Source organism: Paenalicyclobacillus macrosporangiidus, assembly GCF_900116805.1.
Lineage (GTDB): Bacteria > Bacillota > Bacilli > Alicyclobacillales > Alicyclobacillaceae > Alicyclobacillus_H > Alicyclobacillus_H macrosporangiidus.
In genome coordinates this window covers 1-4,557 of sequence record NZ_FPBV01000054.1, presented here as the reverse complement: position 1 = coordinate 4,557, position 4,557 = coordinate 1, and the positions used below count along the sequence as shown (strand labels likewise).

Sequence of the window (4,557 nt, the reverse complement as noted above, 5' to 3'; positions counted from 1 at the left end):
ACTAGTTGGTTGCGTCACTTTCTAGTAGACACGCACGGTGGCTTCGTCGTCAATTGTGAACGACGGATTTTACACCACTACTTGAGACTTTAACAATACAAGACAACGTGCATCCGAAATTGTTTGAACCATCCAGTTTCGTTTTCAATTTGCTCATCGGGTTTCTTGGCGCCATCATTGGGATGCAGTTGATAGTGACCCTCGGAATCACTCCGAACACCGCCATAATTGGTGCCCTTATTGCTATGTTAATCGCACGGATGCCGGGGGCCGTATTCCAGAAGTTCAAGTCGATTCACCGCCAGAACCTGGTGCAGACGACCATTTCCGGGGCGACGTTTGGGGCGGCCAACGCCCTGTTGCTCCCGATTGGGATTCCCTTTTTGTTGGGGCAGCCCAATCTCGTTGTCCCAGTACTCATCGGTGTAACGTTTGCCTTGCTGATTGATGCAACCATTCTTTATAAAATCTTTGATACGCGGATTTTCCCGGCCTCCAACGCTTGGCCTCCGGGCGTGGCCACGGGCGAAGCCATTCTCGCCGGTGACAAGGGCGGCAAACGCGGACGACTTTTGTTGTACGGCACAGGCCTCGGTTTGATTGGGTCGTACTTTGGTATCTCCATGTCGGCGTTCGGCGTGGCATTTATTGGTAATATCTGGGCGCTTATGATGTGGGGCATCGGTCTGCTCGTCAAGGGGTATGACAAACAGCTGTTCGGCGTCAGCATTGACAAGTATTACATTCCGCACGGCATCATGGTCGGGGCCGGTTTGGTTGCCTTGATCCAGGTGATTTGGATTTTGTTGAAAAAGCGGACGGACGCCCAGTCGTCCGTGGCGGAATCGGCGGCCACTGTGGAGACGGGCGCCGAGCTGGCACCCACCGACATTCGGCTGCCCCTGACCCGTTCCGACCGGGACATCTCCAAGGCGGTCCTGTACGGGTTCTTGGCCTACCTGATCTGCGCCCTGTTCCTTGCCCTCGTCACCGGATTGTGGGCACACATGTCGGTGGCGGCGATGATTGGGTGGATCATCTTCGCAGCGTTCGTCGCATTGGCTCACGAGTTGATTGTCGGGCTGTCGGCGATGCACGCAGGCTGGTTTCCCGCTTTTGCGGTCGCGTTGATCTCGTTGGTCGTCGGCATGATGTTCCACTTCCCCGCCGTTCCTCTGGCGGTTTTGGTGGCGTACGCTGCCGCGACAGGTCCCGCGTTTGCAGACATGGGGTACGACTTTAAGGCCGGTTGGATTTTACGTGCCAATTACAGCCGGGCGTATGAGTTGGAAGGCCGTCGTCAGCAATATTGGGCGTCCCTGCTCGGTTTCGCCGCGGCTCTGGTGATTGTTGCCATATTCCACCGAAACTATTTCGCTCACGGGTTGATCCCACCGGTGGACAAGGTATACATTGCCACCATCAAAGCGGGCCTGACCGATCCGCACATCGCCACCAACCTGCTATTGTGGGCGATTCCTGGTGCCATCGTCCAGCTGATTGGTGGACCGTCGCGCCAGATTGGCATCCTGTTTGCCACGGGTCTGTTGATCACCAATCCGTTGGCGGGGTGGGCAGTCCTCGTGGGTATCGCCATTCGCTTGATCGTCCTCAAGATTTACGGAAAACAAGCGGAGAGCACGATGAGCATCCTGGCTGCCGGGTTCATCGCCGGCGACGCCTTGTACGGATTCTTCAACTCCGTCTACAAGTTCTTCGGCACCGCGAAAAAGTGATGCGTTGCTGACGTCTGCGAGGCGGCTGCACAGCCGGGGCAGCGATCCGTCACCCGATCGAACCTCCGACGGGCGTCGGGTCGCCGTACTTCTGCGAAGGAGGGCATGCATGTGACGAACCAGCTGATTGCGGCAGCACGTAACATCTTGGAGCAGTGCCTCGACTTGAAGCATGATGAGACGTTGTTAGTCGTCTCGGACAGTACGCGTCCGGAGATTTGCCAAGCGCTCCGGCTCGCCGGCCAAGAACTGGGAGCTGAGGCGTTGCTATTGGAAATGGCCCCGCGGGAGCGCAGCGGGCAGGAGCCGCCTGACGTCGTCGCGGTGGCGATGAAGCAGGCGGATGTGGTCGTCTGCCCGACCGCTCATTCGCTGACACACACGCGCGCCCGGCAGGAGGCCGCCGCGGCGGGCGCTCGTATCGCCACGATGCCGGGCATCACGTTGGACATGTTCGAACACGGTCCCATCACCGCCAACTACAGCGAGGTCGCGCGGCTGACGCAGCGGGTTGCCGACATCCTCACACACGGCAAACATGTCCGTGTCGTGAAGGACGGTGCGGTCTTTACGTGTAGCATCGAAGGCCGCGCCGGTATCCCGAGCACCGGGGTCTACCGGGAACGGGGCCAATCCGGGAACCTGCCTTCGGGGGAAGCGTATATCGCCCCCCTGGAAGGCACGGCGGAAGGGGAGCTGATTGTCGACGGCTCCATGGTCGGCCTTGGTCTGCTCAACGAACCCTTGCGGCTTACGGTCCGGCAGGGATTGTTGGTTCGCGCGGACGGGGACCGGGCGCAAGAGTGGCTGGCCAAGTTGGGGGACAGCGACGCCGCACGCAACGTGGCGGAGCTGGGGATTGGGACCAACCGTAAGGCACGCCTGACGGGCGTCATCCTCGAGGACGAGAAGGCGTACGGCACAATTCACGTGGCTTTCGGGAGCAACGCCACGTTTGGCGGCACCGTGCAAGCGGGGGTCCATCTGGACGGCGTGATCCGCAGACCGACGGTGTACGTGGACGGGCAACTGGTAATGCAGGATGGCGAGCTGACCGTGTCCGGCTGACGCGTGATGATGACAGACGGCCGGAGTACACGAGGATGTACGGCCGTCCGGCCGCGGGAGGGGAGCGCCAGTGCAGAATTCGCTGATCAGAAATCGGTTGGAATTAGAAGGGATGCGGCTCCCGCCGGATGTGGACAACGAGACCATTCGGGTGCTGACATCCCATGAGTCCATCCGGGGGTTTCAATCCACGCCTGTGGACGATGTCAGGCTGCAGGCGATTCTCGTCTCCGCCCGGAGTGCCCCGAGCTCTTCCAACCTCCAGGCCTACAGCATCGTGGTGGTGAAGGACGCGGCACGCAAGAAGAGATTGGCTGCGCTGAGCGGAAATCAGCGTTTCATCGAAGAGGCGCCCGTGTTCCTGGTGTTCTGCGCGGACATCTACCGGCTCAGATACGTCACCAAGCGGCAGGGGTACCGGTTTGCGGCGGAGACGCTGGAGATGTTTCTGCTGGCGTCGGTGGATGCCGCCTTGGTCTTGCAAAACGCTTTGGTGGCGGCGGAATCACTGGGGCTGGCGACGGTTCCGGTCGGATCGATTCGCAACCATCCGGAGGAGGTTGCGGCAGAGCTGGCGCTCCCGGATAGTGTATACGCCTTGGCCGGGTTGGCGCTCGGATACGAGCGGGAGGGGGTGCGGCGAGGTGTCAAACCCCGCCTGCCGGCGCGCGTGACAGTGCACGAGGAACAGTATTCCGCTGTCCATTTGGAAGACGGGCTGCGGGAATACGACCAGGTGATGATTTCCAGGCGGACGTACGATGGCCGCCGCGTATCGATTGCGGGAGAACCCGAACGGGAGGGGATCGAGTACGGGTGGTGTGAACACACTGCCCGGCGATGCACCCGCCCGGAGACCATCGCGGCCTCCGCCAGCTTACGTGAAAACCTGCGTGCCATTCTGGAAAAGATGGGATTTTCATTTCGATAGAGAGCTGGTCCCGACATCCTCTCGTGTCGGATTGGATGGAGGAGGGCATACGTATGGACGTCATGGAAGTCATCCGGACCCGCCGGAGTACGCGCTCGTTTCAACCACGGTCACTCGATGCACAGGCCATGGAGGCGATTGAAACGGCCATCCTGAACAGCCCCTCCGGCAGTAACGCGCAAGAATCCCATTTCGTGATTGTAAAGGATCCGGATCAAATTCGTCGTATCAAGCGTTTTGCCCCCGGGCTGTCCGGCCAGCCGGCGGCGGTGGTCGTTTTGTGCTCCAATCGGCGCGAGGCGCTCATTCGGGGCGGAACGGACACAGTGCAGACGTTGCGGTTCGTCAATCTCGGCATCGCCGCGGCGTACATTCTGCTGGTCACCTCGTCCTTGCAGTTGGGGAACTGCCCCGTCCGGTCGTTTCACAAGAAGGCGGTGCAGACCCTTCTACAGTTGCCCGAAGATGTGGAACCCGAATTGTTGATCACGGTTGGCCATCCAGCGGAACCGCCGCGCCCGAAAGTGTCCAAACCTGTGACGGAGGTGATTTCCTATGACCGGTTTGGAACGCGGTGACGGGACCCAGCGGGACCGGGACGCGCTGCGGGAAACCCTTCGCGACTATATCGGCTACGTCCTGACCAGCGCCCGGGGATTGTATGGGGAGCCGCTCAGCTACGGACCGATGCGGATGTTTGACGCATTGGAGAAGAGCCTCGTCCCCAAGTTCGACAGTTGGTAGTCACACAAAGTCCCGCGAAGTCAAGCCCGACATGGATTCGCAAGACCTGTGGATAACTCGTGTAGTAACTACAGCCCG

The 4,557-nt window shown here is 60.0% G+C and carries 5 protein-coding genes; all 5 read left to right on the top strand.

Annotated features, from left to right (window positions below; translation table 11 throughout):
* The first annotated feature begins 107 nt into the window (after positions 1-107).
* The 5 genes from BM357_RS18325 (at position 108) to BM357_RS18305 (ending at position 4,479) form a co-directional block, all read left to right on the top strand.
* Complete coding sequence (locus tag BM357_RS18325) at positions 108-1,736, top strand: OPT/YSL family transporter (RefSeq protein ID WP_245784096.1); 1,629 nt, start codon at positions 108-110, stop codon at positions 1,734-1,736.
* 111 nt (positions 1,737-1,847) lie between these two features.
* Positions 1,848-2,804: an aminopeptidase gene (locus tag BM357_RS18320; RefSeq protein ID WP_245784095.1), complete on the top strand. Its 957-nt coding sequence runs from the start codon at positions 1,848-1,850 to the stop codon at positions 2,802-2,804.
* Between the two features lie 70 nt (positions 2,805-2,874).
* The gene (locus BM357_RS18315; protein ID WP_245784094.1) at positions 2,875-3,735 is read left to right on the top strand and encodes an NADPH-dependent oxidoreductase; all 861 of its coding nucleotides are present in this window, start codon (positions 2,875-2,877) and stop codon (positions 3,733-3,735) included.
* A gap of 53 nt (positions 3,736-3,788) precedes the next feature.
* Complete coding sequence (locus BM357_RS18310) at positions 3,789-4,313, top strand: nitroreductase family protein (RefSeq protein ID WP_074956796.1); 525 nt, start codon at positions 3,789-3,791, stop codon at positions 4,311-4,313.
* Positions 4,291-4,479: a DUF6092 family protein gene (locus tag BM357_RS18305; protein WP_074956794.1), complete on the top strand. Its 189-nt coding sequence runs from the start codon at positions 4,291-4,293 to the stop codon at positions 4,477-4,479. The genes BM357_RS18310 and BM357_RS18305 overlap by 23 nt, the downstream gene beginning before the upstream one ends.
* The last annotated feature ends 78 nt before the right edge of the window (positions 4,480-4,557 follow it).

What these genes read in the sequence shown, in the direction of transcription:
- BM357_RS18310 (WP_074956796.1), top strand. Translation starts at nt 3,789, where the DNA reads ATGGACGTCATGGAAGTCATCCGGACCCGCCGGAGTACGCGCTCGTTT.
- BM357_RS18305 (WP_074956794.1), top strand. Translation starts at nt 4,291, where the DNA reads ATGACCGGTTTGGAACGCGGTGACGGGACCCAGCGGGACCGGGACGCG.